The sequence below is a fragment of the Kaistella sp. genome (assembly GCF_041824135.1).
In the GTDB taxonomy this organism is placed as follows: Bacteria; Bacteroidota; Bacteroidia; order Flavobacteriales; family Weeksellaceae; genus Kaistella.
The window spans coordinates 1-23,865 of record NZ_JBGZYM010000011.1; the positions used below are offsets into that span (position 1 = coordinate 1).

The 23,865-nt window shown below is 35.9% G+C and carries 26 protein-coding genes; 15 read left to right on the top strand and 11 right to left on the bottom strand.

Annotated elements, in window-relative coordinates:
- Positions 1 to 218 precede the first annotated feature (218 nt).
- From rny to ACEYOS_RS00855, 6 genes are all read left to right on the top strand, one after another.
- Positions 219 to 1,793, top strand: a complete 1,575-nt coding sequence (gene rny / locus ACEYOS_RS00830) for a ribonuclease Y (RefSeq protein ID WP_373707520.1) — start codon at positions 219 to 221, stop codon at positions 1,791 to 1,793.
- Between the two features lie 124 nt (positions 1,794 to 1,917).
- A complete protein-coding gene (locus ACEYOS_RS00835) occupies positions 1,918 to 2,463 on the top strand; it encodes a hypothetical protein (protein ID WP_373707519.1) in 546 nt (181 codons plus the stop codon).
- A gap of 115 nt (positions 2,464 to 2,578) precedes the next feature.
- Positions 2,579 to 3,130, top strand: coding sequence for a hypothetical protein (locus ACEYOS_RS00840; RefSeq protein WP_373707518.1), 552 nt, complete (start codon positions 2,579 to 2,581; stop codon positions 3,128 to 3,130).
- Positions 3,127 to 3,903, top strand: coding sequence for a sensor histidine kinase (locus tag ACEYOS_RS00845; protein WP_373707517.1), 777 nt, complete (start codon positions 3,127 to 3,129; stop codon positions 3,901 to 3,903). Before ACEYOS_RS00840 ends, ACEYOS_RS00845 begins: the two co-directional genes overlap by 4 nt.
- Before the next feature lie 11 nt (positions 3,904 to 3,914).
- The gene (locus ACEYOS_RS00850) at positions 3,915 to 4,559 is read left to right on the top strand and encodes a response regulator (RefSeq protein ID WP_373739099.1); all 645 of its coding nucleotides are present in this window, start codon (positions 3,915 to 3,917) and stop codon (positions 4,557 to 4,559) included.
- A gap of 191 nt (positions 4,560 to 4,750) precedes the next feature.
- The gene (locus ACEYOS_RS00855; protein WP_373707426.1) at positions 4,751 to 6,562 is read left to right on the top strand and encodes an OmpA family protein; all 1,812 of its coding nucleotides are present in this window, start codon (positions 4,751 to 4,753) and stop codon (positions 6,560 to 6,562) included.
- Positions 6,563 to 6,650: 88 nt separating this feature from the next.
- On the opposite strand, the gene ACEYOS_RS00860 is transcribed toward ACEYOS_RS00855, so the two are convergent.
- On the bottom strand, positions 6,651 to 7,115 hold the full coding sequence (locus ACEYOS_RS00860; protein WP_373707425.1) for an acyl-CoA thioesterase: 465 nt from the start codon (positions 7,113 to 7,115) through the stop codon (positions 6,651 to 6,653).
- 245 nt (positions 7,116 to 7,360) lie between these two features.
- Here ACEYOS_RS00860 and lysM point away from each other — a divergent pair, with 245 nt between their 5' ends.
- From lysM to ACEYOS_RS00875, 3 genes are all read left to right on the top strand, one after another.
- Positions 7,361 to 7,825 (top strand): peptidoglycan-binding protein LysM, encoded by a 465-nt coding sequence (gene lysM / locus ACEYOS_RS00865; protein ID WP_373707424.1) that lies wholly within the window; start codon positions 7,361 to 7,363, stop codon positions 7,823 to 7,825.
- 67 nt (positions 7,826 to 7,892) lie between these two features.
- Positions 7,893 to 8,246, top strand: a complete 354-nt coding sequence (locus ACEYOS_RS00870; RefSeq protein ID WP_373707423.1) for an arsenate reductase family protein — start codon at positions 7,893 to 7,895, stop codon at positions 8,244 to 8,246.
- A complete protein-coding gene (locus ACEYOS_RS00875; protein ID WP_373707422.1) occupies positions 8,243 to 8,581 on the top strand; it encodes a hypothetical protein in 339 nt (112 codons plus the stop codon). The genes ACEYOS_RS00870 and ACEYOS_RS00875 overlap by 4 nt, the downstream gene beginning before the upstream one ends.
- A 36-nt stretch (positions 8,582 to 8,617) precedes the next feature.
- Here the strand turns inward: ACEYOS_RS00875 and ACEYOS_RS00880 are convergent, their stop codons facing one another.
- From ACEYOS_RS00880 to idi, 3 genes are all read right to left on the bottom strand, one after another.
- Complete coding sequence (locus ACEYOS_RS00880; RefSeq protein WP_373739098.1) at positions 8,618 to 9,067, bottom strand: hypothetical protein; 450 nt, start codon at positions 9,065 to 9,067, stop codon at positions 8,618 to 8,620.
- A 103-nt stretch (positions 9,068 to 9,170) separates the two neighbouring features.
- The gene (gcvT, locus tag ACEYOS_RS00885) at positions 9,171 to 10,250 is read right to left on the bottom strand and encodes a glycine cleavage system aminomethyltransferase GcvT (RefSeq protein ID WP_373707420.1); all 1,080 of its coding nucleotides are present in this window, start codon (positions 10,248 to 10,250) and stop codon (positions 9,171 to 9,173) included.
- A 256-nt stretch (positions 10,251 to 10,506) separates the two neighbouring features.
- Entirely contained in the window at positions 10,507 to 11,019 is a 513-nt protein-coding gene (gene idi, locus ACEYOS_RS00890) for an isopentenyl-diphosphate Delta-isomerase (RefSeq protein WP_373707419.1), read from the bottom strand.
- 246 nt (positions 11,020 to 11,265) lie between these two features.
- Between idi and ACEYOS_RS00895 the strand changes: the two genes are divergently transcribed.
- Positions 11,266 to 11,667: a phosphoheptose isomerase gene (locus tag ACEYOS_RS00895; protein WP_373707418.1), complete on the top strand. Its 402-nt coding sequence runs from the start codon at positions 11,266 to 11,268 to the stop codon at positions 11,665 to 11,667.
- Positions 11,668 to 11,675: 8 nt separating this feature from the next.
- Positions 11,676 to 12,635, top strand: a complete 960-nt coding sequence (locus ACEYOS_RS00900; RefSeq protein ID WP_373707417.1) for a D-2-hydroxyacid dehydrogenase — start codon at positions 11,676 to 11,678, stop codon at positions 12,633 to 12,635.
- A 71-nt stretch (positions 12,636 to 12,706) separates the two neighbouring features.
- On the opposite strand, the gene mscL is transcribed toward ACEYOS_RS00900, so the two are convergent.
- The gene (mscL, locus tag ACEYOS_RS00905) at positions 12,707 to 13,078 is read right to left on the bottom strand and encodes a large conductance mechanosensitive channel protein MscL (protein WP_373707416.1); all 372 of its coding nucleotides are present in this window, start codon (positions 13,076 to 13,078) and stop codon (positions 12,707 to 12,709) included.
- Positions 13,079 to 13,234: 156 nt separating this feature from the next.
- Here mscL and ACEYOS_RS00910 point away from each other — a divergent pair, with 156 nt between their 5' ends.
- Positions 13,235 to 14,758, top strand: coding sequence for an NAD(P)H-hydrate dehydratase (locus tag ACEYOS_RS00910; protein WP_373707415.1), 1,524 nt, complete (start codon positions 13,235 to 13,237; stop codon positions 14,756 to 14,758).
- A 24-nt stretch (positions 14,759 to 14,782) separates the two neighbouring features.
- Here ACEYOS_RS00910 and lgt read toward each other — a convergent pair whose 3' ends face one another.
- Positions 14,783 to 15,652 (bottom strand): prolipoprotein diacylglyceryl transferase, encoded by an 870-nt coding sequence (gene lgt, locus ACEYOS_RS00915; protein ID WP_373707414.1) that lies wholly within the window; start codon positions 15,650 to 15,652, stop codon positions 14,783 to 14,785.
- Positions 15,653 to 15,681: 29 nt separating this feature from the next.
- Complete coding sequence (gene yidD / locus ACEYOS_RS00920; RefSeq protein ID WP_373707413.1) at positions 15,682 to 15,921, bottom strand: membrane protein insertion efficiency factor YidD; 240 nt, start codon at positions 15,919 to 15,921, stop codon at positions 15,682 to 15,684.
- Positions 15,922 to 16,057: 136 nt separating this feature from the next.
- Between yidD and ACEYOS_RS00925 the strand changes: the two genes are divergently transcribed.
- Positions 16,058 to 17,335 carry a replication-associated recombination protein A gene (locus ACEYOS_RS00925; protein ID WP_373707412.1) on the top strand — a complete coding sequence of 426 codons (1,278 nt, stop codon included), beginning with the start codon at positions 16,058 to 16,060 and terminating at the stop codon, positions 17,333 to 17,335.
- Positions 17,336 to 17,415: 80 nt separating this feature from the next.
- Positions 17,416 to 19,347, top strand: a complete 1,932-nt coding sequence (locus ACEYOS_RS00930) for a M1 family aminopeptidase (RefSeq protein ID WP_373707411.1) — start codon at positions 17,416 to 17,418, stop codon at positions 19,345 to 19,347.
- On the opposite strand, the gene pheA is transcribed toward ACEYOS_RS00930, so the two are convergent.
- The 3 genes from pheA to ACEYOS_RS00945 form a co-directional block, all read right to left on the bottom strand.
- Positions 19,344 to 20,183: a prephenate dehydratase gene (pheA, locus tag ACEYOS_RS00935; RefSeq protein WP_373739255.1), complete on the bottom strand. Its 840-nt coding sequence runs from the start codon at positions 20,181 to 20,183 to the stop codon at positions 19,344 to 19,346. The genes ACEYOS_RS00930 and pheA overlap by 4 nt on opposite strands.
- Positions 20,184 to 20,241: 58 nt before the next feature.
- Positions 20,242 to 22,002 carry a discoidin domain-containing protein gene (locus ACEYOS_RS00940; protein ID WP_373707409.1) on the bottom strand — a complete coding sequence of 587 codons (1,761 nt, stop codon included), beginning with the start codon at positions 22,000 to 22,002 and terminating at the stop codon, positions 20,242 to 20,244.
- A gap of 129 nt (positions 22,003 to 22,131) precedes the next feature.
- Positions 22,132 to 22,554, bottom strand: a complete 423-nt coding sequence (locus ACEYOS_RS00945; RefSeq protein ID WP_373707408.1) for a hypothetical protein — start codon at positions 22,552 to 22,554, stop codon at positions 22,132 to 22,134.
- Positions 22,555 to 22,751: 197 nt separating this feature from the next.
- Here ACEYOS_RS00945 and pepE point away from each other — a divergent pair, with 197 nt between their 5' ends.
- A complete protein-coding gene (gene pepE, locus ACEYOS_RS00950) occupies positions 22,752 to 23,444 on the top strand; it encodes a dipeptidase PepE (protein ID WP_373707407.1) in 693 nt (230 codons plus the stop codon).
- Position 23,445: 1 nt separating this feature from the next.
- On the opposite strand, the gene ACEYOS_RS00955 is transcribed toward pepE, so the two are convergent.
- The gene (locus ACEYOS_RS00955; RefSeq protein WP_373707406.1) at positions 23,446 to 23,856 is read right to left on the bottom strand and encodes an acyl-CoA thioesterase; all 411 of its coding nucleotides are present in this window, start codon (positions 23,854 to 23,856) and stop codon (positions 23,446 to 23,448) included.
- Positions 23,857 to 23,865: the final 9 nt, after the last annotated feature.

Sequence of the window (23,865 nt, forward strand, 5' to 3'; positions counted from 1 at the left end):
TATTACCGAACGAAAGTTTATTTAATGGCGTGCCGACTTGCTCGGATTACAGAAAATAGAAAACAGTTCAAATCGTGTTGATTAGGAGTTTACTCTAAATCCGTGGATTATTGTAGGCTTTTTTTTGACAAATAATCAATGTTTGAAGATTTTAAAACAAAGTGTTTTTATAATTAAAAGCTTGATTTACAATAGAATAACATTAAAAATAAACATATATGACAACAACTATCGCTATAATTATCGGTATTGTTTGCTTGGGTATAGGAGCTGTGATTGGAATGGTTTTTTCCAAAAGCGGCCTTAACGCAAAAGCAAAATTCATCGTAGAAGATGCAAAGAAAAACGCCGAGAATCTTATAGAAAAAGCCACTGTACAGGCAGAATCAATTAAGAAAGAAAAGCACTTTCAGGCTAAGGAAAAATTCATGGAATTGAAATCGCAACATGATGCCGACATTCAATCCAGAGAAAAGAAAATGCAGGATTCTGAGAAGAGAATCAAAGACAAAGAAAACAAGCTTAATGATGAATTAAGCAAAACAGGAAAATTAGAAAAAGACCTTGACCGTCAAATCGCTGATTACAGCAAAAAGCATGAAGTTCTTGAAAGGAAACAACAGGAATTAGATGCAGTAACTGCGCAGAAAGTAGAAATTTTAGAAAGAATCTCAGGTTATTCTGCAGAAGATGCGAAAAATGAATTGGTAGAAGCTTTGAAAGCTGAAGCTAAAACCAGAGCTCAGGCGCATGTTCAGAACATTATGGCTGAAGCTCAGTTAAACGCTAAGCAAGAGGCTAAGAAAATCGTAATCCAAACCATTCAGAGAATAGGAACAGAACAGGCTATCGAAAATTCGGTTTCGGTGTTCAATATTGAATCTGATGAAGTTAAAGGAAGAATTATTGGTAGAGAAGGTAGAAATATCCGTGCTTTAGAAGCAGCTACAGGTGTTGAAATTATTGTTGATGATACACCGGAAGCAATTTTGCTGTCGTGTTTCGATCCGGTAAGAAGAGAGATCGCAAGATTGTCCCTTCACCGTTTGGTAACTGATGGTCGAATTCACCCTGCAAGAATTGAAGAAGTAGTTGATAAAACCAAAAAAATGATTGAAGAAGAAATCATCGAAGTTGGTAAAAGAACTGTGATTGATTTAGGAGTTCACGGACTGCATCCAGAATTGGTGAAGATCGTTGGTAGAATGAAATTCCGTTCTTCATATGGACAGAACTTATTGCAACACTCTAGAGAAGTTGCGAACATCGCCGGAACAATGGCTGCAGAATTAGGATTGAACGTTAAGTTAGCGAAAAGAGCAGGTTTGCTTCATGATATTGGTAAAGTTCCAGAGCAGGAATCTGAACTGCCACACGCGCTACTAGGAATGCAGTGGGCTGAGAAATATGGAGAAAATCCAGAGGTTGTTAACGCAATTGGAGCTCACCATGATGAAGTAGAAATGACCACGTTGTTATCGCCGATCATTCAGGTTGCCGATGCGATCTCTGGAGCAAGACCAGGAGCAAGAAGACAGGTGCTGGAGTCTTATATCCAACGATTGAAAGATTTAGAAGCAGCAGCTTTAAGTTTCGACGGAGTGTCGAGCGCTTATGCAATTCAGGCTGGTAGAGAACTTAGAGTTATGGTAGAAAGTGGAAAAGTGAGCGACGATCAGTCAGCGCAACTTTCTTACGATATCTCTGAGAAGATTCAAACTGAATTAACGTATCCAGGACAGGTTCGGGTTACTGTAATTCGCGAAACAAGATCTGTGAATATTGCGAGATAAAATTGAGCAAATAATAAATGTGAATGCCAACGATTAGTTTCGTTGGCATTTCTTTTATTCAAAAAAGGGTTAATTTCCTGTTTTTAGTATTGATAATAAAGGTATTTTTGTTAAAATATTAAACATGAAAACAAAAAAAACTCTTTTTACTGCATCTATTGCAATTTCATTATTGCTGATGGTCTATTCCTGCATGATCAGTATCGGCACTGGGTTAGGCGGCGTTACCGCCACAACAACTACCACGGTTACTGCACTCTCACAGCATCTAATTTCAGCAGCACAGGCAAAAGTACTTAGTGATGAATACAGCAACAACAATTATAAAGTTTTGAACGCAGGTAAAATTGATCCTGAAACAAAAGAAGTCTATTACGATATAGAAGTGCTCCAGGATTATATTAATTATGTAAAAGCAGAAGCGAAAAAGCAAAAAATCAAAAACGTCGGTATCACCATCGCTTTCGGACAATATCCCAATAACGGGAATTTTGATAACCGGTTGAAAAAGATATACCAAGGAAAGCAAACAGTTTATCTTAAAGCAAGTGTAAAACCTTTGCCTGGAACCGGGAAAGTTGGTATGGGCGGATATAATAAAGTTGAAGATAATGCTGGAATTTCAGAGATCAGTGCCTTTGATTTTGGAAATTTAACTCCGCCTGAATGATATAATAATGGATTGGAATCGAGACATAGGGCTTTTCTTAATTAATCTTTTAATACTAAGTATTTTAGTATTATTGATTAAACGAAGGAATATATTAGGAGATTATAAATACTTAATGATCGCCACAATCGCCGTTAATTATGTAATAGATGCGCTCACTTATTTTATTCGGGTTACGAAAAGTGTTCCCGCGATTTATACGCTGTACATCTATATTTATTTTGGTTTAGGATTATTCTTTCTTCTATTATTTCTGATGTACCAAAAATTAATTAAAAATAAAATGTTGAAGAAAATCGCTTATGCGATCACCGGATTATTTCTGCTTTTTTATGGTTATCAAGTAATGACGATCGACCTTGCAGATGGTTTCCCACAAATTATCCTCTTCTTCAATGTGTTTCTGTTGCTTTTTGTAATTGCTCTATTTTTGTTAGATACTTTTAAAACAGATCTCATTTTAGAAATTAATCATTATTACCCGTTTTGGTTTTCATTGGGATTAATTGTCGTTTACCTGGGTATGGTTCCGAGCATTATTATTAGTAAAATATCATCATCCACCATGACCAGTGGATTATGGGTTTTCATTACTTTTATCATCAACTTTGTCGGTTACGGCATTCTGTTAATAGGTTTATTAAAAGCTAAAAAGATTGTGCGATGACAAATTTCTCAGAAGTTGATATCATTTATCTTTTCACTACCGTATTGGTTTTTGCCATCTTACTGATTATGGTCGTGGTTTACATTTTTTTCTATAGAAAGAAATCTGAATTATTATTTGACCGGAAATTGAAGGAAGCGCAATTCGAGCAAGAACTGACGTTGGCGATTATCGAGATGAAAGAAACAACACTCAGTTATATCGGGCAGGAATTACACGATGATTTAGGTCAAAAAATGTCCATTGCAAAATTAATGGTGAACTTAGGTTTAGAAAATGCTGAAGGTCCACAGAAAGAAATTTTACTGGAAATTAACGAAGTCATTGGCGAAAGTATTCGAGATATCCGAAGTTTAAGTAAAAGTTTTATTACAGAGCAGATAGAAAATTTAGGGTTGGTACAGTCTATTCAGAAAGAAGTTTCCAGAATCGATCGGTTGAATCTGATGAAAATATCCTTTAATCATAATACTGATAAGATTGACATTGGCTCAAAAGACAGTTTAATTCTCTTCCGTATTATTCAGGAATCCATTAACAATGTACTCAAACATTCGAGGGCAAAAAATATGACCATTTCGTTGCAGGATGAAGCAAAGTTTGTAGAAATCATATTGCGTGATGATGGAATTGGGTTTGAAAAAAATAAACATAAAACTGGAAGTGGCTTAATTAGCATGAAAAAAAGGGCTAACTTGATCCAAACAGATTTGGAGGTCGATACGATCGTAGGTAAAGGCACTACAATCACTATTAAATACAATAAAAATTAAAGAAGAGTTTTATGGAAACCATAAAAATTGCCATTGTAGATGATCATAAAATGCTTTCGGGAGCAATTGAAAAAATGCTTTCTATCAATAAAAAATATAAAGTAATCAACACTTCTTCTAACGGCGAGGAGTTTATCGAAGCACTTGAAGATGAAAGTGTAAATCCCGATGTTGTCTTAATGGATGTCAATATGCCCGTAAAAAATGGTGTTGAAACAACTCAACATTTAAAAGATCATTTTCCTGCGATAAAGGTAATTGCCTTAACCATGGAAGATGATGAGAAAACCATTATTGCCATGTTAAAGGCTGGCGCCAGAGGTTATTTATTAAAAGAGATGTCGCCGAAGATTTTATTTGAAGCCATCGATACCGTTCATGATAAAGGCGTTTTCTATACAGATACGGTTACGCAATGTTTGCTCAATATTCGGACAGAAGAAAAAGTGGTGAAAGACTGCGTCGAAGAATTGAAAGACCGAGAAAAAGAATTTATCAAATTGGCGTGCAGCGAAATGACCTATAAGGAAATTGCCGACGTCATGTTTCTAAGTCCGAAAACTATTGATGGTTATCGCGATTCTGTCTTTATAAAACTTGATGTGAAAAGCAGAGTTGGCTTGGTTCTTTTCGCGATTAAACATCAACTTAATTAAAATTAATGACTTAAAAATCTCCATTAATAAAAGTCCAATAACCGTTTCACTCTTGAAGCGGTTTTTTTGCCCCTACATAAAAGGGGCATTTTCCTGTTCCAAACTTAGGGCTTTACCTCTATTAAATAGCTTTCAATAGTAGCAACTTTGTCATACAAATTAACAAATACTATTAATTAAAAATTATCAAGATGAAAAATTTAAAAGTTATTTTAGCAAGTGCCTTTTTAGCAGCTAATTTTTTAGGAACACTAAAAGCACAGGAAACACCAGTTCAAAAAGCAGAAGACCTGCGTTCTTACTGGCAAATTTCTGCCCGTGCTGGTTACGATTTTCCAATGTACAAAGAATCTTTCCGATTCATCGATTACAAAGGTGGATTTATGGGCGGGCTTTCTATAAACAAATACTGGAATTGGTTTGGGGTAGAAGCTGACGCAGATTTTATTAAAAACACTCCGGAAGCAGTTAATTTACCAGGACAATATGTAGATTATAAATTGCAAAATACCATTTTAGACTACGCTTCTTTCAACGTTCAAAAGAAAGATATTTCCAGAACATTTGTTGGAGCTGGACCAGCCTTTAAATGGCAAAGTGATAACAATAAGTTTACCTCAGAATTGGGCCTAATGGCCGGAGTTGGATTTATAGATGGTGGTGAAATTTTGGTAGATGGCGTAAGACAGGATTCGATTAAAGATGTCATCACTTATCATTCTGGATTTGATAAAGCAGTGGTTTTTTCTACCAAAGCGCAGTTAAGATTTAATTATTTCTTTAATGATAACTGGGGATTGAATGCTGGAGCGTATTATATGAGCCATTATAATGTAGATGAATCTGCTAAAAATGAGATTTTAGACAATACTTATGGTACAAAACCATCAACCTATTACTATGTAGAGCGCGGAAAAATTGACAACGTATATAATGAGGAAGCCATAATAAGATCTAATTTTTCTGGTCCTAACGAAACAGACCAAATGCAAAAAATGACTTTACAATCAGTTGGCGTGTTCGCTGGATTATCTTATCGTTTTGGACCGAAGAATCCTGTTAAAGTGGTTGAAGCCAAAGCACCAGAAGCAAAATCTTATCGTCTCGTTGTTACTGCCAAAGATAAATATTCAGGTCAGGTAATTCCGAATACTAAAGTTTCGATAAAAGATGCGAGTGGGAATGTTATAAAAACAGCAATGACAGATGCTTCAGGTAAGGTGTATATCGACGAAATTAACCCAAATAATTATGCAATTACGGGTTCGTTTAATGAGATTCCATTAGATTCAAATTCAACCAAAACTGCTGAATTTATTGCCAACGGAGATTTAAACAAAGATCTCATTTACTCTGATCGTAATTTTATTCTTAGAGGTAAAACATTTCAGTGTAACTCGTCTGTGCCACTTTCAGGAGCCGCAGTTTATTTAGAAAATAAATTCGATGCCTTTAAAAAATCAACCATGTCTGATTCAAATGGAGATTTTGTTTTACAATTACCACCGAATGCCACCTTCGAATTGTATGCGAAAAAAGAAAACTACTTTTCTCAAATAGAAATGGTAAATACGCAAAATTACGACAGAGACAGAAACCTATTTGTCAATATTGAAATTTGCGCCCAGGAAACCAAATGTGGAGAAGGAATCGCGCTGGAAAATATTTTATACAATCTGGATAAATTCAACATCAGAGAAGATGCAAAACCAGAATTAAATAAAGTAGTGAGATTTATGGAAGATAATCCAGGCGTAAAAGTAGAGTTGGGGTCTCATACAGATTCCAGAGGTAGCGATAGTTACAATCAAAAACTTTCTCAAAACAGAGCACAATCTGCGGTAGATTATATTACTTCAAGAGGAATTAGCAGTGGCAGAATTAGCGCGAAAGGTTATGGTGAATCTGTATTATTAAATAAATGTGCCGACGGCGTACCATGTTCAGACCAAGAGCAGCAGGTAAACAGAAGAACAGAGTTTAAAGTTATTTGTCCTAAATAGTTGATGTTTTATTTAATAGGAAACTGCCTCGTGTAATGCGAGGCAGTTTTTTTATTTAGTATTATCGAACTCTTCAAAATTGAGTTTCTCACATAAACGGCTTCATTTCATCCTCAATTTTCTTTCGAAGATCCATCAATTTAATGGCGTACTTTTCCATTTGCATATCTTGCTCAGTAGTTGGAGTGAAATTCGGAACTTCAACCGAATTTCCTTCGTCGTCAACCGCTACGAAAACAATGATACAGTGGGTTTTCTTCTCAAAGTCCTTCCTTTTGATGTTGCGAGAAAAAACATTGATGGCAATATGCATACTTGTTTTACCAGTGTAAATAACTTCGGCTTCTACTTTTACAATATGTCCAATTTTGATCGGCGAGTAAAACCGAATTCCACCCACATAAACCGTAACACAATAACTGGATGACCATGAACTGGCGCAGGCATATCCAGCCTGATCGATCCATTTCATTACACTTCCACCATGTACATTGCCGCCATAATTCACATCACTGGGTTCAGATATAAATTGGAAAGTTGTTGTATTGCTCATTGTTATAATTTAGAATTGAAATTTAATGATTTTTAATTGAAGTGTGCTTTTAATTTAAATTTATAAAAATTAGATGTTGGAATGACGGCTTAGGATTACTTCTCTAAAAATGTTATTTAAAAGATGAAATTACCATCAAAAATCTAAATTTAACAATCCTTAACAGTAATACTGCATAGATTTTGGATATGAAGAGATGCTTAAGAAAATCTAAAGCAAGTAAACTAACATTAAAAAATAAAACAATGGGATTAGGATCATTTTTAAAAAACGTAGGTGAGAAAATATTTGGTGGCGGAGAGACCCCAGAAGAACAAGCACAGAAAGTTCAAAATCATGTAACCAAATATGGTTTCGACACTTCAAACATCAAGTTTACTGTGAAAGACGACAAAGTAACAATTAGTGGTGAAGCCAAAGATTGGGAGCAAAAAGGAAAAATTTATGTCGCTGCTGGTAACGTAGAGGGAATCGATGAAGTTACCGATAACATGACCGTAAAAGCTGCGCCAGTGCAAACGGCTACACCAGTGCAAACAACTGTTCAGCCGAAATATCATACCGTGCAAAGTGGCGAATCGCTTTCTAAAATTTCCAAAGAAGTTTATGGAGACGCCAATGCATACAACAAAATTTTTGAAGCGAATAAACCAATGCTATCAGATCCAGATAAAATTTATCCAGGTCAGGTTCTGGTTATTCCTCAATAATCAGAGGAAAATATTCTTTCAAAGTAAATCCGGTTCTTTTAGAATCGGATTCTTTATTTTTGTACTTATGAAAAAAGTATTTTATCTAAAAACGTGCGGAACCTGTACTAAGATTTTAAAGATGTTTGATCTTTCCGACTGGGAACTTCGGGAATTAAAAATTCATCCAATTACTGAAGAAGAATTGGCCCAAATGTATCAATTCACAAAATCGCACGAAGCCCTTTTTAGCAGAAGATCAACTCAGATCAAAGCCAGGGATATTGATGTGAAATCTTTAGAAGAAAAAGATTTTAAGAAATTAATTTTGGATCATTACTCGTTTTTGAAACGACCGATTTTTCTTACGGAGAAAGAAATATTTGTTGGAAACGAGAAGAAGACTATTGAAAATTTAGAAAAGTTTTTTAGCGTGAAATGATAAGATTATTCTTCTTCTTATTTTTATCCGTCAACTTTTCTGCACAAACGGTTTATAAAACTCCGTCCGGCTCCAAATATCATTTATCGGGTTGCAGAATGGTGAAAAATGTTTCGACTTCACTGTCTGTCGATAATGCATTAAACCAGGGATTGATGCCTTGCAAGTTTTGCCGACCACCGTTTAAGGCAGTTTTAGGTATATCATCGAAACCAAAGCAAATAGCAGGAATTAATTCTAAAAATCAATGTTACGCAAAAACTCAAAAAGGAATACGTTGTAAAAGAAATACAAGAATTGGAAACGACTTCTGTTTCCAGCATTTACCAAAATAAAAATCGCCCCGTAATAACGAGACGATTTTACTTTTCTTATTTCTTGCTTTTTCGCTCCAGTAAATTATATACTCCAATACTTACGACCGCGCCTAAAAGGTAGTACCCTGTCGTCATCCACTTTTTTTGGTCGGTGTTTGTTGCTTTGTTATTTCCTAAAAGCTGATCGGCTAAACCAATCGTTCCGGCTGCTCCTAAAAGACCAGTACCTAACGTTTTTGAGATAATTTGCGACGTATTCGTAGAAGTTGCCAATGTTGAAAACAATAAGGCATTTGATAGAATATTACCGCCCATCGCCGCAGCGTAAACCTGTTCTTCATCAGTCGTGGGAGCGTCTACTTTTTCTAAAGATAACTTGATGGCTTCTTCTCCAACTTGGTCTAGATTCGGTGAACCTGAACAATATTTTTTGAATAATTGATGAACTCCGGTAAGTGCCAAAGAACCTGCTAATCCTGCGATGCTTCTATTAATTAATGACATAATATTTAAGTTTTTAGTGTGTGAAAAGCAGTGCGAAAACAGTGCCAACAAAAAAAGCAAGTGAATCTTCACCTGCTTTTGTATTTTCGAAAATATCCTTTAATTATACAAAAGGAGTTTTCACTACTTTCGCCGGAACATTTTTATTTCTGATCTGAATGAAGATATCAGAATCTAATTTGTTGTGACCAGTCGCCACATAAGCCAATCCAATTCCAATTCCTTTCATTGGACTCATCGTTCCCGAAGTCACTTTTCCGATTTCAATTCCTTCAGCATCAACCACCAAATAATCATGTCTTGGGATGGCTCTTTCCTGCATTTCAAAACCAACTAATTTCTTCGTAATACCTTCTTCTTTTTGTTTTGCAAAACGTTCTTTGTCCACAAAATCCTTATCGAATTTCGTGATCCAACCTAATCCTGCTTCCAACGGAGAAGTGGTATCATCAATATCATTTCCGTATAAACAGAACCCTTTTTCCAAACGCAAAGTGTCTCTTGAAGCCAGTCCACAAGGTTCGATGCCAAATTCTTCACCTGCTTCAATAATTGCGTCCCAAAGTTTTACGGCATCTTCATTATTAAAATAAATTTCAAAACCACCACTTCCGGTATAACCAGTATTTGAGATAATCACGTCTGCAACTCCTGCAACCGTTCCTACTGAAAAGTGATAATACGGCATTTCAGAAAGATTCACATCGGTTATTTTTTGCAAAGTTTCAGTCGCTCTCGGACCTTGAATTGCCAGCAACGACATTTCATCAGAAGCATTGGTTAATTTTGCTCCGAATTGTTCATTATGTTTAGAAATATGTGCCCAGTCTTTTTCAATATTGGAAGCGTTTACCACCACAAAATATTTTTCATCAGACATTTTATAAACGATCAGATCATCTACAATTCCGCCGTTTCCGTTAGGTAAACACGTGTATTGAGCTTTTCCATTTTCCAAAGTGTCCACATTGTTCGTACCAACATATTGCAACAGATCCTTTGCTTTAGGACCTTCTACGAAAAACTGACCCATGTGTGAAACATCAAAAACGCCTACTTTTTCACGAACCGTAAAATGTTCCTGCGTTACGCCAGCATATTGCACAGGCATTTCAAAACCTGCAAAAGGCACCATTTTCGCACCTAGCGACACATGTTTATCAAATAAAGGAGTTCTTTTCATATTTTTTTTATTAATTTCTTTTTTTAGAAGCACGACCATTTTGCTTCTTTGATGATCCGGTCCCGCTCTCCACTATATCTTTTCTTCGTCGTTCCTCCTCAAAAAAGGATACCGTTGAGATCGGGGCTATAAGAACTTTCCGTTTCTATTTCGAAGGATTTTGGTAGAAGAGTTCTCACATAATTAAACGTTTGAGTTTTATAATTCGCCATTCACCATTCACATTACTCATTGCTAATTACCCATTACTCATCTTTCAAAGCCTATCCTTATATTCCCCCAGAATAATCTTAAACCATTCCGTAAAATTCTCAGGATTCGATTCCATTTCTTGGTCTAAGGCTTCCATGGTAATATATCTGATTTCAGAAACTTCTTCTTCATTCAAAGAAAAGTTACCGTCGTAATTTCCTGTAAAAACGTGGTCGAGTTCATGTTCCCAAAGATTTCCACCAACATCTGCTTTATAAATGAAATGAAACTTTGGAGATAATTCCATGGCTTCGATTCCCAATTCTTCTTTTAATCTGCGTTGTGCGCCTTCCAGATACGTTTCACCTTCTCTTGGATGAGAGCAAACTGCGTTTGTCCATTGGTTGGGGGAATGGTATTTTTCGGCTGCTCTTTTTTGTAAAAGAACTTCTCCTTTTTCATTAAATAAGAAAACCGAGAAAGCGCGGTGTAAAAGGCCATTTTCGTGGGCCTGCATTTTATCCATTAAGCCCAGAACTTCATCATTTTCTGAGATTAAAACTACTTGTTCTTCCATCCTCACAAAATTAACATTAATAAATCTATTGGGGAAATTTTTAACTTCAATTTAACCTTCAAAAATGGGGAAGAGAAGGAACTCTATTTTTCCACTTCTGACGGAAATAGGTCTTCTTAACAAGTGATTTTAATATGAGCTAGAAACCTCCAGCAAAGGAAAAAACCGCAATGCATAATGATTGAAATGATTTAATAGTCTGTAAATCAATGAAATTTTGTAATTTTGCACCTTAAATTTTTGATAATGGAATTAGATTATAAAGATCATTTAAGCCCAATGCTGAAAGGAGAAATGAAGAATTATTTGATTGATATCGACGGGACAATTACTGATGATGTACCCAACGAGGAGCCTGAAAGAATGGTGACTTGTGAACCGTATTTAGATGCGTTAGAAACGATTAACAGATGGTACGATCAAGGACATATCATCTGTTTCTTCACTTCCAGAACCGAAAATTTAAAACAGATTACCATCGACTGGCTCGATAAACACGGCTTCAAATACCACAGCGTTTTGTGCGGAAAACCCCGCGGCGGAAACTATCACTGGATCGACAATCATATCGTGAAAGCGACTCAATACCGAGGTAAATTTACCGATATGGTAGAAAAGCAAGTGACGATTGAAGTTTTTAACGATTAACATAAAGGATGAAGATATTAGCAAATGACGGTTTAGATCAATCAGGAATTGATGCTTTAACAGAAAAAGGTTTTGAAGTAATAACGACTAAAGTTCCACAAGAATTCTTAGCAGATTTTATAAATGGACATCAGATAAGAACGCTTTTAGTAAGGAGCGCAACATTGGTTAGAAAAGAATTGATTGATGCTTGCCCGAGTTTAGATATCATTGGACGCGGTGGAGTAGGAATGGATAATATTGATGTTGATTACGCCCGCTCGAAAAATATTCACGTCATCAATACTCCTGCAGCTTCTTCGGCTTCTGTAGCAGAATTGGTTTTTGCACATTTGTTTAGCGGAGCCAGATTTTTACAGGATTCGAATAGAAAAATGCCTTTGATCGGTGATACGCAATTTAATCAACTCAAAAAATCGTACGAAAAAGGCATCGAACTTCGTGGCAAAACCATCGGTATTGTCGGTATGGGAAGAATCGGACAAGAAGTTGCCAGAATTGCTTTAGGATTAGGAATGCGCGTCATTGCAGCAGATAATAATATTGGAAGAGCCAGCATTAAAGTGAAGTTTTACAACAATCAATTCATCAATGTTGATATTGAAACTGAACCGTTGGAAGATGTTTTGAGACATGCAGATTTTATTACCCTGCACGTTCCTGCACAAATAGATGGCAGTATGATTGGCAAAAAAGAGTTTGCTAAGATGAAAGATGGAGCGGTGATCGTGAACTGTAGCAGAGGAGGCGTTATCGATGAACAGGATTTAATTACTGCTTTAGATTCAGGTAAACTTTCTTTCGCAGCTTTAGATGTTTTCAATAATGAGCCAAAACCTTCGAAAGCAATTTTAAACCATCCAAAGATTTCATTAACTCCACACACTGGAGCATCAACGGTAGAAGCACAAGACCGAATTGGACTTTCCCTAGCCGAACAAATTTGTAGTATTTTACAAACTTATTAAAGAGACTACTTTATTTAAAAATAAAAAGACGCACCAGCCGGTGCGTCTTTGTTAATTCGTATGGAAAACTATTATTTGTTTTTCAACAAGTCTCTGATCTCTGTTAATAATATTTGATCGTCTGTTGGTCCAGCTGGAGCAACTACTGCAGGTTTGTTCACTTTGTTTACCGCTTTGATCACCATAAACAATACCAATGCAATCACTAAGAAGCTGAGGACTGCAGAAAGGAAATTTCCGTATTGGACGCCGTTCCATGTCAATTGCGCAATGTTTTCTGCACCTGCCGCTTTCAATGCAGGATTCAACAATAAAGGAGTAATTACATCATCAACAAAAGACGATATAATCTTACCAAACGCAGCACCAATGATAACCGCTACAGCCAAATCTACTACATTCCCTTTGAATGCAAAATCTTTAAATTCTTGTACTAATCCCATAATTTCATGTTTTATTTTTTAAAAGTTAAAAATAGTTAATTTCTTTTTTAAAACACAGATAAGTCGCACAAAATTGTGCTTTTTTCGATAAATTTTTCAAAATTATAATCCCAAGTGTATTTTTAGTAACTTTATTTAGCGTAATAATTGAATCAAATGAAAATTTTTTCTGCACTACAAATAAAAAAGTGGGATGCTTTCACCATTTTAAATCAACCTATTTCTTCGGTACAACTAATGGAAAATGCGGCGAATAGTTGTGCGAATTGGTTGGAAGAAAATTATAATGTTCACCACCCTATAATCATTTTTTGTGGAACAGGAAACAACGGCGGTGATGGTTTTGCGATCGCAAGATTATTGTATCATAAAGGGTTTGATATAAATATATTTGCTAATCCAAATTCCAATTATTCTGAAAATGCTCTGATTAATTTTCAACGATGTAAGGATATTACAGGAATTGATATTTTAGGGTTCGGTACTTTAGATCAGTACGTTTTCAAAGAAAATTCAATTATCATCGACGCACTTTTCGGCATCGGATTGAATCGGATTATTGAAGGAGAAACAGCTGATGTAATTTCTTTTCTAAATGAATCGAAACTTCCTAAAGTTTCGATCGATATTCCTTCAGGATTAATGGCAGATGAAATAATAGCTGAAAATGCAGTGATTTTCAAAGCTGATCACACTTTAACTTTCCAGACTTGGAAGAAATCAATGCTGCATCCCGAAGCTGGAATTTTTTGCGGAGCAATTCATGTTCTTGATATTGCTCTAAGTGAGGAATTCTATGTTAATGAAATAACAAATAATAACGTAATCGACGATATATTGATTAGCGAGATTTACAAACCTAGAAAAGAATTTTCTCACAAAGGAACTTACGGAAAAACAAACATTGTTGCTGGAAGTTTCGGCAAAATAGGAGCTGCAGTTCTAGCAACAAAAGCAACCCTGAAATCAGGCAGTGGGATAACATTTATTCTCGCTCCAAAATGCGGTTATGAAATTCTACAAACAAATTGTCCCGAGGCAATGTTTGTATCTGGCGGTGAAAATGAGGTGACCAATTTCGACTTTGAGGAAAGCGCTGTTATTGGAATCGGTCCTGGATTAGGAACCGATCCCGAAACTGAATCTTCCTTTCTGCAATTTTTAAAAACTTATAAAAAACCTTTCGTTGTCGACGCTGATGCTTTAAATATTATTTCTAAAAATCCGACTGCATTAAACCAAATTCCAAAACATTCAATCATCACGCCGCATCCTAAAGAATTTGAGCGGCTTTTTGGAAAAACCGAAAACTCATTTGAGCGCTTACATCTTGCGATCAAAAAAGCAAAGGAATTACAGATTTATATCGTTTTAAAAGATCATCACACTCAAGTCATAACTCCTGAAAATCAGGTTTTTTATAATATTACAGGAAATTCAGGCATGGCAAAAGGCGGAAGTGGTGATGCATTATTAGGAATTATTACGTCACTTTTAGCTCAAAATTATTCACCTAAATATGCGTCGATTTTCGGAGTTTGGCTTCACGGTAAGGCCGGAGATTTCGCTGCAGAAAAGTTTTCAAAAGAAGCAATGTTGCCCTCAGATTTAATTGAAGAAATTGGAACAGTTTTCAAATATCTCAATAAAAAAATCCTTCCAAAAAATTGGAAGGATTGAGTTTTACAAGAAGATTTTATGACCTTATGCAGATTGTTCATTTTCTTTTTCGGTGATCACATTATTTTTAGAATACCACATAATGAAAAGTCCAGCCAGAATTAATGGGATAGACAAAACTTGACCGGTATTTAAAATTCCTAATGTTATTTTTTCTACGCCTTGTGGTTCTTTCAGGAATTCAACTAGAAAGCGGATGGACCAAAGTACGGCAAAGAAAAAACCGAAAAGCCAACCTTGTCTGTATTTTTTATTGGTTTTTAGGTAGATCATCCACATGATAAAAAACAAAGCTAAATACGAAAATCCTTCAAAAAGCTGGGTAGGATATCTTGGGACAATGTCGCCGTAACTTAAGCTCTGCTGTGGAAATTTAATCGCAAAAATTGAATTTTCTGGAGCTGGTTTTCCAATAATTTCTGAATTGAAAAAGTTTCCAAATCTGATAAAAAACCCTGCCAGGGCAACGGTTATTGCAACGCGATCTAACATCCAAAAGGGATTTTTCTTCACCACTTTTAGGGCGAAAATAATGGTAGAAGTTACCAAAACAATTGCTGCTCCATGACTTGCTAAACCGGAAAATCCGGTGAACTCTAAAGTAGGATTGGTGCGAATAGGTAAAAATACAGACCAGAAATCGGTGCGGAAAAGTTCAGGTTCATAAAAAACAACATGTCCAATCCGGGCTCCAAAGATCGTCCCGATTAAAGTCCAAGTAAATAATGGTTCTACATATTTTACATCAACATGATCAATTTTAAACATCTTGGTCATTAAAACATAGCCCAAACCAAAGGCGAGAATAAACATTAAACTGTAATAATGTAAGGTAATTGGTCCTAAAGGAATTCCCGTGGACGGATCCCAGGTAGAGTATAAAAAAGTCAGCATATTATTTATTCAAAAATTTAAAATTTTAATTAATGTTTACATTTCGGTGGAACCGGATCATAACCTTCGCCGCCCCACGGATTACATCTGGCAATCCTTTTCGAGCCTAACCATAAACCTTTTATTGGGCCATGAACTTTCAGTGCTTCTACCATATAGCTGGAACAAGTGGGTTCGTAACGGCAACTTTTTGGCAACAGCGGCGAGATGAACCACTGATAAAATTTTATCAGGATAATCAAAGGAAAAGTGATGATTTTGTTGAACATTGCGATGCAAAAATAACCAATTAGTTTAAATTTACTTTATGTTTGGATTAAAAGTTGTTTTCAACAAACTGCTTATCTTTGTTCGATCCATATGAGTCTTTCAGTTTAATCACGAACCCATCAATCTTTAAATACCTTGAATTCTAATTCCCCTCTTGCTGAAAAATTACGACCAAAAACTTTAGATCAGGTTTTAGGGCAGGAACATTTAACCGGTAAAAACGGACCGATTCGGAAGATGTTAGAGAATGATACTTTGAATTCACTGATTTTTTGGGGACCGCCCGGAACCGGAAAAACGACGCTGGCAGAAATCATATCTGAAACCTCAGGGCGTAAATTTTATAAACTTTCAGCCGTTTCAAGTGGGGTGAAAGATATTAGAGAGATCATCGAAGAGGCCAAAAAGCAGAACTTATTTTCTGGGAAATCTCCGATTTTATTTATTGATGAAATTCACCGGTTTAATAAGTCTCAACAGGATTCTTTGCTTCACGCGGTAGAAAAAGGTTGGGTCGTATTAATGGGTGCGACGACTGAAAATCCAAGTTTTGAAGTGGTTTCCGCGTTACTTTCGCGGTCTCAGGTTTATATTCTAAAAGCTTTAGAATACGAGAAGCTTGAAGAGTTGATCACTATTTCTTTACATAAATACAATCAGGATTACAATACGGGTTTTGTTATTAAAGATAACGAAGCGTTGATTCAATATTCCGGAGGTGATGCCAGAAAGTTGATCAATGCAGTAGAAAATGTATTGAATCAATTTAAAAATTCGGAGAAAAAGGAAATTAATAATGAAGATGTGCTTTCGGTTTTACAAGAGACAATGGCTCTTTATGACAAGAATGGTGAGCAACATTATGATATCATTTCTGCTTTCATTAAATCAATGCGTGGTTCTGATCCGAATGGTGCAGTGTATTGGTTAGCCCGAATGTTGGTTGGCGGCGAGGATATTAAATTTATCGCACGACGAATGTTGATTTTAGCTTCAGAAGATATTGGTTTGGCAAATCCAAACGCGTTGGTGATGGCGAACACTTGTTTTCAGGCGATCAATGTGATCGGAAATCCGGAAGCCAGAATTATTCTAAGTCAGACTGCAGTTTATTTGGCGGTTTCACCGAAAAGCAATTCTACTTATCTCGCAATTAATGAAGCAATTTCTAATGTTAAAAAAACGGGTAATTTGCCTGTTCCTTTACATCTTCGAAATGCTCCAACTAAATTAATGAAGGATTTGAATTATGGAAAAGACTATGATTACGCTCATTCTCACGAAGGGAACTTCGTCGATCTGGAGTTTTTACCGGAAGAAATAAAAGGAACATCGTTTTATAAACCCGGAAGTAATGCGACCGAAAATAAAATCTCGGAGCAACTCAAAAAGAAGTGGAAAGATAAGTATTAAAACAAGGCTACATAAAAATTGCATTAAATAATTTGCTGACTGTCAGGCTTTTTAATTATCTTTAAATTAAATTGAGCCGCATGAGAAACTTTTATTCTTTCCTAATTCTTGCAATTTTTTTTACGAAGTTTACAGCACAGGAAACACTAGAACATCAGTCTTTGATTGAAAGTGAATTGAGGTCTTATCAGAATAGATCCGATTTCAATGTTAATCCCAATACTTTAAATTACGATCTGCAATACCAAAGAATGGATGTGAATCTTGATCCGGCAATCAACTATATTTCAGGGTCGGTTACCGCTCATTTTTTATCGAAAGAATCGATGTCCGCTATTTACTTTGACTTTACAGATCAGATTCCTGTGTCAGCAGTTACTTATCACGGAACAGCTTTGGTTTTTGAACAATTACCCACGAAAGAATTGAAAATAACTTTTTCCAATTCAATTTCTTCGAATACTTTAGATTCTCTCACCATCAATTATTCCGGCGTTCCCGATAATAGTGGTCGCACTTATTTTTATGTCGGAACGCATGCTGGTTCTCCGGTTTTGTCAACGCTTTCTGAACCGTATGGCGCTCAAAATTGGTTTCCTACCAAACAAAGTATGAATGATAAAATTGAGCGTTTCGATTTTAAAATTACGACACCAGATCAATACAGCGTTGCTGCAAACGGATCGTTAAAATCAGAAACTCTTTTGACTGGAAATAAAAAACTAACCTTTTGGCGAACTGAATATCCGATGGCTGCTTATTTAGCTGCACTTTCGATTGGGGATTTTGTTAAGTTTAATGATACTATTGGAGCTTCTTCTTTTCCATTTGTTAATTATTTATATCCCGACACAAGTAATAATGCAGGAGTTCTTGAAAATTTAGAATGGACCAAACAAGCGATGGGAATTTTTGAAACCTATTTTGGACCTTATCCTTTTGCTGATGAAAAATACGGGCACATGGAATTTGCAGTTAATGGCGCCGCGATGGAACATCAAACAATGTCATCCATGAATTCTTTTGGAAAATTTACCATTGCACATGAGTTGGCGCATCAGTGGTTTGGTGATAAAATTACGTGTGGAAGCTGGAACGAAGCGTGGTTGAATGAAGGTTTCGCTACTTTCGGCGAATATTTGATTTACGAGAAAAATGGCATGACGCCGGCAGAGTTTTTAAATCATTTGCAGTTTCATCTCAATTCAATTACCAGTTTGCCAGGTGGAAGCGTTTACGTCAACGATTCAGATTTGGGAAAGATACCAGCCGTTTTCAGTGGAAGATTAACTTATCAAAAAGGGGCTTTCGTTTTAAGAATGTTGAAATGGATCTTAGGTGACGACGACTTTTATCAAATGCTGCGGGAATATGTTGCGAACCCCAATTTTGCTTATCAATATGCGACGACCGAGAATTTTAAAAATCAACTCTTCATCAGTACTGGAAAAAATTTTACTGAATTTTTTAACGACTGGATTTATGGCGAAGGTTATCCAACTTACACCATTAAATGGAATCAACCTGTTGCGAATCAGAATCTCCATTTTTTAATATCCCAAACTCAAAGTCATCCATCGGTCGGTTTTTTTGAAATGCCTTTGCCGGTAAAAGTGACCGGAACGAATGGTGAAGTGGCCAATTTGGTTTTAAATAATACGCAGAATAATCAGAATTTCTCCGAACTGATTAATTTTAAAGTAGCAAATATTTCCTTTAATGATGATCTTCAAATTATAGAAAAAAATTCTACAGTGATTTATGATCCATCTTTACTTAAAGCTGAATCGACTCAGAAACAAACAGTGATATTGTACCCAAATCCCGTCGAGAATGAAATTAATTTTAAAGGGATTTCGCGCCAAACTGCCTACGAAATATATAATATGGAAGGAGTTTTAATTGAAAAAGGAAATTACCATCCATCTTCATCAATCAAAGTTTCTACTTTGCCGACTGGTATTTATTTAATTAAAATTAATGAAGCGGTTTTCAAGTTTCAAAAATATTAGCTTTCGAGCAAATATTCGTTATAATGTCCAAGGAATTTCACGGACGCACCAATCGCTAATAATTCTTCCAGCGCATTTTCTGATAAGATCGGATGCCATTCATTTGCTATGTTGATGAAGAAAAAATAATTTCCCAATCCTGTTTTCAGAGTACGGCTTTCGATTTTTGAAAGGTTCATTTTTCGCCAGGCAAAAACAGAAAGTACTTGGTGTAGTCCTCCAGCATGATCTTCGGGAAGCGTTATGAGTAAAGAAGTCTTCTCTGAAGTTTTTTGAAATTCTAGTTGTAACAGATTGCTCTTTTTTGAAATGACAATAAACTTGGTGTGGTTCTGTTCGAAATCCTGAATGTCTGGATGGATAATTTTTAAACTGTACAATTTTGCAGCATACGAGTTGGCAATGGCAGCCCATTTCTCCTGAGGATTTTCTGAAACTAATTTCGCCGCCGCTGCGGTAGAACTGAAATCACGAGTTTCTGCATTTTTAAAATAATCCTGTCGAAAGTGAAAAGTTTGAGCAAGCGCTTGTGGGTGAGAAATAATAGTGTCAAAATTTTCTGCGTCAGGATGAATCATTAAATGATGCGCGATCGGCATCACGACTTCAGTTTCAATATGAATTCCGTCAAAATCGTACAGATAATCTAAGGTCATCGAAACGGTTCCCTCAATAGAATTTTCTAACGGAACGACCGCTTTCTCAACCTCACCATCGAAGACGGCATTGAAGCAATCCAGAATACTGGACTGCGGAATGATCTCATGATCGGGAAAAATTTGGGAACATGCTAATTGGGTAAAACTTGCCTGTGGGCCGAGGAATGCGATTTTCATGGAACAAAAGTAAAAAAGCCATTTGAATTAAACGACTTATTAAAGTTATTTTTAAAATTTATTCTGATTTGTAAATTTCTGACCTTTCAGAAATTCCGTTATTATTAAAAGCTTCAATTTGAAAATAATATCCATCAACGCGATCTGCACCAGTAAAGAAATATTCGTTTTTTCCGTAAACCATGATGCTTCCGTATAATTTGTCTGGTGATTTTCCGAAATAAATAACATAACCGTCAGCATCTTGATTTTGTTTCCACTTCATCCAAATGCTTCGTCTTTCGCCATACTTTTTCGGATCTGCACGTAAGGGAACAAAATCTTCAACTTTGCCAGGTTTTTCTCCGGTTCCTTTCCCAAAAATTCTAAATCCACTCAAGGCGAATTTCCCAGTTGGCATTTTTAGATTTTCCATTTTTAAATATCTTGCTTTTGCCGGCTTTTCCAATTCGATATAATCATGGGGAACATCAGTTGTGTTTTTACTTTTATCAATTAACGTTTTCCAGTTTTTACCATCATTCGAACTGTAGATTTTATATTGATGCATTTTACCTAAAGTTTTACCTTTAAATTCTACATCCTGGTCAGCGTAATTGATTTGAATCGCATTAATCGTAGAAACTTCACCCAGATCAGTTTGGAAATATTCGCCGGCATTTCCAGTTTTTGCAGACCAATAGGTTTTAATATCTTCATCAACTGCGAGATTCGGTTGATAGCCGCCCAAATTTGAAGAAACCTGTACTGGTTTTTGATAATTTAATAGCATCCAACCCGGAAACAATCCTTTGGTAAAATCTTTCCCCTGCGCAAATTCGGGCAGTAAAGTAGGGTAATCGCCGTACGCGGTATTGCTGTACATTACGTCATCCTTATCAAAACCTGCGGGCCAGATTCCTAATCTTCGTTCAAAATTATTTTTAACCGAAATAAAAATAGTTGAAACATGCCAATAATTTCCATGCTTATCTTGGAACGTAGAACCGTGTCCCGCGCCTCGTGCAAATCCACCTGGCTTATAGGAAAAAGGATTATGCTTTTGATATTCATAACCCTCAAGTGGATTTTTACTGACGTAAACACCATCTGCATATCCGCTGAATTCGGTGGCAGGAGCACCATACTGCATATAATATTTCCCGTTGTGTTTGGTGACCCAAGCACCTTCAATAAAAGGTTGTAGAAATACATTGTCGTTATATTCGCCAAATCTTTCCCAACCGTGATCTTCGGGCTTTAATTTGATTATAGGTTTTACATAACCTTCTGACTGCATGGTTTTGGTGTTGATCTCTGTTCCCAGAAGTGGCCATTCGTTGCTGGAACCCCAATATAAATAGAGCTTGTCTTTGTCTTCATCATAATGAAATGCCGGATCCCAAGCGCCAACCTTCAAAGTATCGACGGCAATCTTCCAGTCGCCTTTTTTCGGAGTGGTCGATTTCCAAATGGGGAAATCAGATTCCCAAGTGGAGCCATAAACATATAAAGTGTCTTTCATCACCCAAGCTGCAGGAGCGTTGAGATCGTGAATGTATTTATCGTCTCTTAAAAATTTCTGCGAGATAAATTTCCAGTGAAGCATATCATCGCTGTGCCAGTATCCTTCTTGATTGGTCGAAAAAAGATAAAGATCATCTTTAAAATTAACAATCACCGGATCTGCGGTTGCCCGATGTTTTCCCTGTTTTGAAAACACATCAAAAGGCGTATAACCGTAATCGATGTTAATCGGATTACAATACGTTTTTTGCTGGGAGAAAGCGAGTTGAAAGAGCAATAAGGAAATAAAAGACAAATAAAAATGAACCTTCATTAAATGATTTTTTGGAATGAAAGTAAAGATAATAACTTAAATCTAAAAGACAGGTTTACTCCACAAAAAATCCGTCTCATTAAGAATGGGACGGATGATATTTAAATTTTAAAAAGTTTTTAGTTCTGTTTACAATTCATTCATCAGTGTTCCTGAAACTGAAAACTCTGGCATTCCGTAAATATGTGATTTTGCACGCATTTCTACGATTTTCTTAATGTAATTCAAATCTTTGGCTTCGTCGATGGTCATATCTTTGAATTCATAGATTTTTACTACTTTATTATCTTCGAATGATTTTGTTACATTTTTAAATTCTTCAGCATTTTTAACAGATACGCTGGTGATCAAATGATCGGGCGCGATTTTCACTGCTGCTTTTGAAGTTTTGAAAAGTCGATCCCAAAAATTTTTCTTCACTTCCGGCGCATTTTCCTGGTCGGTTCTGTAAATGATAAAATCCTGGTCCTTGATTCCTGATTTTTCTATTCCTGCCGTAACTTCCTTGATGTTTTCCTGGCTTGGAAAAAGACCAACAATCGTGTAATTCATAATAAAGTGTTTTAGTTGTTAAATTCTATGCAAATATACTTCTGAATTATTTGATAAATGAATATTTAAAATATATTAACAGAAAGTTGATAAAAATCAGTAATTATTTTATTAATATGATAATTATAGATGAGGTCGATTTTTAAATTTTTGATTTCATTATCTTTACCTTCTTAAAAATAAAAATTGATATGGAAATGAACGTTCTTCTCGCCTCAACTTCTACTTTGTTTGGCGGAAATTATTTAGAATATATTAAAGCTGAAATCGCTGAACTTTATGAAGGAATTGATGAAATAGTATTTGTACCCTTTGCAAGACCTGGTGGAATTTCGCATGATGATTACACCCATAAAGCGAAAGAATTTTTTGCGCAACTCAATATTAACGTAAAAGGATTGCATGAATTCGAATTTCAACGTCTAGCGCTTTATGATGCAAAAGCATTTTTTACAGGCGGAGGAAATACTTTTTTATTAGTAAAAACTTTACATGAACTCAACTTAATGGCGGGTTTAAAAGAAAATGTAGAAAACGGCAAACCTTATTTGGGAACGAGTGCGGGCTCGAATATTGGTGGTATGAATATGCAGACGACCAATGATATGCCGATTGTGTATCCACCGAGTTTTGATTGTATGGGTGTTGTTCCTTTTAATATTAATCCACATTATTTGGATCCGAATCCGGATTTGAAACATAATGGTGAAACGCGTGAAACCAGAATTGCAGAATTTTTAACTCAAAACGATACGAAAGTGTTTGGTCTTCGAGAAGGAAACTGGATCAGAAGAAGAGGAAATCGCATTACCGTAGAAGGACATGAAATGACCCGAATTTTTGAAAAAGAGAAAGAACCCTACGAAGTTGAATCCGGAACTGAAGTTTAGATTATTCTGCCCAATTTTCTAAGAGGAGATTCATTAAAAAATCCGGACACTTTATTACTTTATTTAATTTTGAATCCAAGAAAAATAAGGTCGTTTTTGCTTCCGTTATTTTCTCTTTAGAATCATTATAAATTTCATATTCAAATTCAATTCTTACGCCCGGAATTTTTTTAATAAAAGTATGAATTTCGAGATTTTGATCATAGAGTGCTGGTTTTAAATACTTAATAGAAAATTCTGAAACCGGCAACCAAATTCCTTGCTTTTCGATATCATCATATGGCATGCCAAGCGTACGAAAAAGTTCTACGCGCGCCACTTCAAAATAGGTAGCGTAATTGCCATAATAGACGTATTTCATAGGGTCGGTTTCAGCGTAACGTACTCTAATTGTGTGAGTTGTGTGTATCATCTTAAGTAT